We start from the raw sequence: 6,153 nt of genomic DNA, 5'->3' as shown, positions 1-6,153 counted from the left end.
GAGCACCCACGTACTCGACGCCACCGACGGCGCACCCGCAACGGGGGTGCAGGTGCAGCTGGTGAACTCGGCCGGCGAGGTCCTCGCGAGCGCGACGACCGATTCGGACGGCCGCATCGCCGAGTTCGCGCCGGACGGTCTGACCGCGGCCACCTATTCGCTGGTCTTCGCCACCGGCGAGTACTTCGCCGCCCGCGGCCGGGAGACGTTCTACCCGGAGGTGACCGTCACGTTCGTCCTCGACGACCCGCAGCGGGGGTATCACGTCCCGTTGCTGTTGTCCCCGTTCGCCTATTCCACCTACCGCGGGAGCTGAAGAATGACCGACCTCACCGGCGCCATCGTCCTGGGCGAGCACCAGTACGGCAAGGCCGAGAACCGCATCGTGCGGATCTACCGCGACACCCCGCGGCACGAAATCCGGGACGTGAGCGTGTCGACGTGCCTGCGCGGCGACTTCTCGGCCGCGCACCTCGCCGGCGACCAGAGTTCGGTGCTGCCCACCGACACCCAGAAGCAGACGGCGTACTCCTACGCGAAGGAGAAGGGACTCGACTCCATCGAGGAGTACGCGCTCACGCTGGCACGGCACTTCGTGGACGACGTGGCCCCGGTCGAGGGTGCCCGCATCGAGATCGAGGAGTACGCCTGGCAGCGGGCGGTGGTCGACGGGGCGGACCACGACCACACCTGGGTGCGCAAGGGCGAGGAGGTGCGCACCGCGGCGATCACCGTCGATGCCGCCGGCACGTGGGTGGTCGGCGGGCTGAAGGATCTGGTGATCCTCAAGTCCACGGGCAGCGAATTCTTCGGATTCCTGAAGGACGAGTACACGATCCTCGAGGAGACCCACGACCGGGTGATGGCGACGTCGCTGGTCGTGCAGTGGCGGTTCGTCACCACCGACGTGGACTGGAACGGCGTCTACGCCGGCATCAAGGAGCAGATCGTCGCGACGTTCGCGACCGTCCATTCGCTCGCCCTGCAGCAGACGCTGTACGAGATCGGCAAGGCGATCCTGGAGCGCTACCCCGTGCTCGCGGAGGTGCGGCTGTCCGCGCCGAACAAGCACCACTTCGCCCACGACCTCGCGCGTTTCGGCGTGGAGAACGACAACGAGGTCTTCCACGCCGCCGACCGCCCGTACGGCCTGATCCAGGCCACGGTGCAGCGTTCCGACGCCCCGGACGCCGGGCCCGCGTGGTCCGCGTACGCGGGGTGGCTCAGCTGATGTCCGACGTCCCCGGCACGGTCGTCGTCGCCGGTGCGTACGTCGCCACGGTCGACACGTCGGGCACCGAGCATCCCGACGGCTACGTCGTCGTCCGGGGCAACCGCATCGTCGACGTCGGTGCCGGTCCCGCGCCGGAGATCGAGGGGGCACGGGTCGTCGACGGACGCGGCTGCCTGCTGACACCCGGACTGGTGAACACCCACCACCACCTGTATCAGTGGATCACCCGCGGGCTCGCCGCCGACGACAACCTGTTCGACTGGCTGACCACCCTCTACCCGATCTGGGCGGGCGTCGACGCCGACGCCGTCCGGACCGCGGCCACCGGCGGTCTCGCCTGGCTGGCGAAACACGGGTGCACGACCACCACCGACCACCATTACGTCGTGCCCCGCAACGGCGGCGACGTGTTCGGCGCCGAGATCGAGGCCGCGCGGACCGTCGGTCTGCGGTTCCACCCCAGCCGGGGGTCGATGGACCTCGGCCGCAGCCGGGGCGGGTTGCCACCAGACTCCGTGGTGGAGCGTCTCGACGACATCCTCACGGGCACCCAGGACGTCGTCGACCGCTGGCACGACCCTTCGCCCGACTCGATGCTGCGGGTCGCCGTGGCGCCCTGCTCCCCGTTCTCCGTCACCGCCGACCTGCTGACCGAGGCCGCGGCCCTCGCCCGGTCCGCCGGGGTGCGACTGCACACCCATCTCGCGGAAACCGTTGACGAGCAGGACTTCTGCCTCGACCGCTTCGGCTGCACCCCGGTGCAGTACCTGGAGCGACTCGGCTGGGTGGGCCCCGACGTCTGGTACGCCCACGCCGTCCACCTCGACGACGTCGCGATCACGACCCTGACCGGCACCGGCACGGGTGTCGCACACTGCCCCACGTCCAACGCCCGCCTCGGCGCCGGGATCGCCCGGGCCCGGGACCTCCACGCGGCCGGGGTCCCGCTGGGGCTCGGTGTCGACGGCGCCGCCAGCAACGAGGCGTGCAACATGCTCGAGGAGGCCCGCCACGCCGTGCTGTTCGCCCGGGCCCGCGGCGGCCCGCGCGAGATGACGGTGCGCACCGCGCTGGAACTCGCCACGATCGGCGGGGCCCGGGTGCTCGGCCGGGACGACGAACTCGGCTCCCTCGAACCCGGCAAACTGGCCGATCTCGCGCTGTGGCGGATCGACACCCTCGCGCATTCCGGCATCACCGACCCGGTGGCGGCGCTCGTCCTCGGGGCCACCGCGCCGCTGGAGTTGCTTCTGGTGAACGGGCGCGCCGTCGTCGAGCGTGGAAGAGTGATCACCGTGAACGAGGACGACGTCGCCGCGGAGGTCGAGCAGGCCCACCGGGCCCTGGTGCGCAAGGCGGGGTGAGACCATGGATCTGTCGTTCGTGACGGAGATCTCGGCGCCGCGCAGCCGGGACGACCTGCCCGCGCCGGAACCCGGAACGGCGTACCTGGCGGGCGGCACCTGGCTGTATTCGGAGCCGCAACCAACGGTCACCCGGCTGGTCGACCTGGCCACCCTCGACTGGCCTGCGATCACCGTCCACGACGACGGACTCGAACTCGCCGCGACGTGCACCATCGAGAACCTCTGCAATGCACCGCTTCCCGCCGAGTGGTCGGCGAAGAACCTGTTCCGGCCGTGCGCCGAGTCGCTGGTCTCGTCGTGGAAGATCTGGCACACCGCGACCGTCGGCGGCAACCTCGCGCTGGCGCTGCCGGCCGGTGCGATGATCACGCTGTGCTGCGCGCTGGACGCCGAACTCCTGATCTGGACGCCCGACGGCGGCGAACGCCGGGTTCCGGTGGACCGGTTCGTCACCGAGGCCGGCCGCACGACGCTGGAGCCCAGTGAACTGATCCGCAGCATCCACCTCCCCGCCGCCGCTTTGCGAGGCCGCACGTCGCTGCGGAAGATCGCGTACTCGCCGCTCGGACGGTCCGGCGCCCTGCTCGCCGGGCGCGCCGGCGCGGAGGGATTCACGCTGACCGTCACCGCGTCGACCGTCCGCCCGTTCGTCCTGCGCCTCCCCGTCGTGCCCGGCGTCGACGAGTTGAGTTCCCTTCTGGCCGAACGGATCTCCCCCGACGACTACCTGACGGATGCGCACGGCGCCGCGGACTGGCGTCGCCACGTCACGGGCGTCCTCGCCGAGGAGATCCGGAGGGAGCTGGAATGAAGTTGACGGTCGACGGTCAGCCGGTGGACGCCGACGCACGGCCCGGTCAGTGCCTGCGCACCTTCCTGCGGGAACAGCAGCGGTTCGCGGTCAAGAAGGGCTGCGACGCCGGGGATTGCGGCGCCTGTTCCGTGCTGCTCGACGGCGCCGCGGTGCACTCCTGCGTGGTGCCGGCGCATCGCGCGGAGAACCGCGAGGTCACCACCGCCGCCGGTCTCGGCGGTCCCGGCCAACTCCATCCCGTGCAACAGCAGTTCGTCGACGCGGCGGGATTCCAGTGCGGGTTCTGCACACCAGGGATGGTGGTGACCGCGTCCGCGCTCGACGCCGCGCAACGCGCCGACCTGCCGCGCGCGCTGAAGGGAAATCTGTGCCGCTGCACCGGTTATCGCTCCGTCCGCGACGCTGTCGGCGGCGTGTGCACCACCGAATCGGACAGTGCCGGTGCGTCGTTCGGACGATCGATTCCCGCACCCGCGGCCACCCGGGTGGTGTGCGGCGCCGAACCGTACACGCTCGACCTGGCCGTCGACGGTCTGGCGCACATCCAGATCCTCGGCAGCCCGCACCCGCACGCCCGCATCACCCGCCTCGACACGTCTGCCGCGGAGCGACTGCCCGGCGTCCACGCGGTGCTCACCCACCGCGACAGTCCGGGCGTGGCCTTCTCCACCGCGCGTCACGAGTTCCGCACCGACGACCCCGACGACACCTACGTGTTCGACACGATCCTCCGGTTCCGCGGGCAGCGCGTCGCCGCCGTCGTCGCGGACTCGGTCGACATCGCCCGGCGCGCACTGCAGTTGATCGAGGTGGAGTACGAGGTCCTCGAGCCGGTCTTCGACCCCGACCTGGCGCGCCGCCCGGGTGCACCCCTGCTGCACGGCGACAAGGGCGCCGAGTCCCGGATCGCGGACCCGGCCCGGAATCTGGTGGCCGAGGTCCACGGCGAGACCGGCGACCTCGCCGCCGGGCTCGCGGCGGCGCGGGACACGGGCGCGGTGGTGGAGGGCACGTGGCAGACCCAGCGCGTGCAGCACACGCATCTCGAAACCCACTCGGCCATCGGCTGGCTCGACGCCGACGGCCGGCTCACCCTCCGCAGCAGCACCCAGGTGCCCTTCCTCGTCCGAGACGAACTCGCTCACCTGTTCTCGCTCGACCGCGCGCAGGTCCGGGTGTTCACGGCCCGCGTCGGGGGCGGTTTCGGCGCGAAGCAGGAGATGCTGGTGGAGGACCTCGTCGCCCTCGCCGTGCTGCGCACCGGCCGACCGGTACAGTACGAGTTCACCCGGTCCGACCAGTTCACGATCGCCCCGTGCCGCCATCCCATGCGGGTGTCGGTGAAGGTCGGTGCCGACGGCGACGGCAAGCTGACGGCACTCGCCGTCGACGTGCTGTCGGATGCCGGTGCGTACGGCAATCATTCGGTGGGGGTGATGTTCCACGGTTGCAGCGAATCCGTTGCGCTGTACCGGTCGCCGAACAAGCGGGTGGACGCCCAGGCCGTCTACACCAACAACCTGCCGTCCGGGGCGTTCCGCGGCTACGGACTGGGGCAGATCATCTTCGCGGTGGAGTCCGCGCTCGACCAGCTGGCCGCGGAGCTGGGAATCGATCCATTCGAGTTGCGTCGTCGCAACGTGGTCGTCCCGGGTGACGACTTCGTCGATTTCGAAGTCGAAACCGGCGACCTCACGTACGGCAGTTACGGGCTCGACCAATGCCTCGACCTGGCGGAGGCCGCACTGCGCCGCGGCAACGACGCGCTTCCGCCGGACGGGCCGCAGTGGCGGGTCGGCGAGGGCATGGCGGCGTCCATGATCGCGACCATCCCGCCGCGGGGGCACTTCGCGGACGTGTCCTGCACCCTCGTCGAGGGCAGCCGGTACGAACTGCGGGTGGGCACAGCCGAGTTCGGGAACGGCACCACCACCGTGCACGCGCAGCTCGCCGCGTCCGCGCTCGGCACCACCGCCGACCGGATCACCGTGATCCAATCCGACACCGACGTCGCCGGGCACGACACCGGAGCGTTCGGTTCGGCAGGCACGGTCGTCGCCGGGAAGGCGGTACATCTCGCGGGAACCCGGCTGCGGGAGCAGCTGTTCGAGGTCGCCCGCCGCGTCGCCGGCGCCGCCGAGGACAGCGACTGCGCGCTCACACCCGACGCGGTCGTGGTTGCGGGGCGGACCGTCGAACTCGACAAGCTGGTGCCCGAGGGACCACTCCGGGCCGAGGGCCACCACGACGGCACCCCGCGGTCGGTGGTGTTCAACGTGCACGCCTTCCGGGTCGCGGTCGACACCGTCACCGGGGAGGTCCGGATCCTGCAGTCCATCCAGGCGGCGGACGCCGGCACGGTCCTCAACCCGCAGCAGTGCCGCGGGCAGGTCGAGGGCGGCGTGGCGCAGGCCATCGGCAGCGCGCTGTACGAGGAGATCCTGCTCGACGGCGCCGGGACCGTGCTCAACCCGCAGCTGCGGAACTATCACATCCCGCAGCTCGTGGACGTGCCGGACACCGAGGTCTACTTCGCGGACACCTACGACGAGCTGGGCCCGCACGGCGCCAAGTCGATGAGCGAGTCCCCGTACAACCCGGTCGCCCCGGCCCTGGCCAACGCCATCGCGGACGCCACCGGCGCCCGCCTTCGGCGGCTCCCGATGACCCCCGCCGCCGTCTGGCGTGCGGCTTCGCCGCCTGTGAGCACTTGTTAACCGCCCGACGTTAATAAGTAC

At 71.0% G+C, this 6,153-nt stretch carries 5 protein-coding genes; all 5 read left to right on the top strand.

The window, feature by feature from the left end; all coding sequences use genetic code 11:
* Positions 1-316, top strand: a 316-nt coding sequence (uraH, locus tag ACFTZB_RS41825) for a hydroxyisourate hydrolase (RefSeq protein ID WP_378441264.1), incomplete at its 5' end; no start/stop codon positions are given.
* Between the two features lie 3 nt (positions 317-319).
* Positions 320-1,231, top strand: a complete 912-nt coding sequence (pucL, locus tag ACFTZB_RS41820; RefSeq protein WP_378441262.1) for a factor-independent urate hydroxylase — start codon at positions 320-322, stop codon at positions 1,229-1,231.
* Complete coding sequence (locus tag ACFTZB_RS41815; protein WP_378441260.1) at positions 1,231-2,598, top strand: 8-oxoguanine deaminase; 1,368 nt, start codon at positions 1,231-1,233, stop codon at positions 2,596-2,598. Before pucL ends, ACFTZB_RS41815 begins: the two co-directional genes overlap by 1 nt.
* A gap of 4 nt (positions 2,599-2,602) precedes the next feature.
* Positions 2,603-3,412, top strand: a complete 810-nt coding sequence (locus ACFTZB_RS41810; protein WP_378441258.1) for an FAD binding domain-containing protein — start codon at positions 2,603-2,605, stop codon at positions 3,410-3,412.
* Entirely contained in the window at positions 3,409-6,132 is a 2,724-nt protein-coding gene (locus tag ACFTZB_RS41805) for a molybdopterin-dependent oxidoreductase (RefSeq protein WP_378441256.1), read from the top strand. Before ACFTZB_RS41810 ends, ACFTZB_RS41805 begins: the two co-directional genes overlap by 4 nt.
* Positions 6,133-6,153 lie beyond the last annotated feature (21 nt).

Source organism: Rhodococcus sp. NPDC057014 (assembly GCF_042673295.1).
Classification (GTDB): domain Bacteria; phylum Actinomycetota; class Actinomycetes; order Mycobacteriales; family Mycobacteriaceae; genus Rhodococcus_F.
Note: the sequence above shows the minus strand (reverse complement) of the source record. Positions and strands in the feature narration are given on the sequence as shown.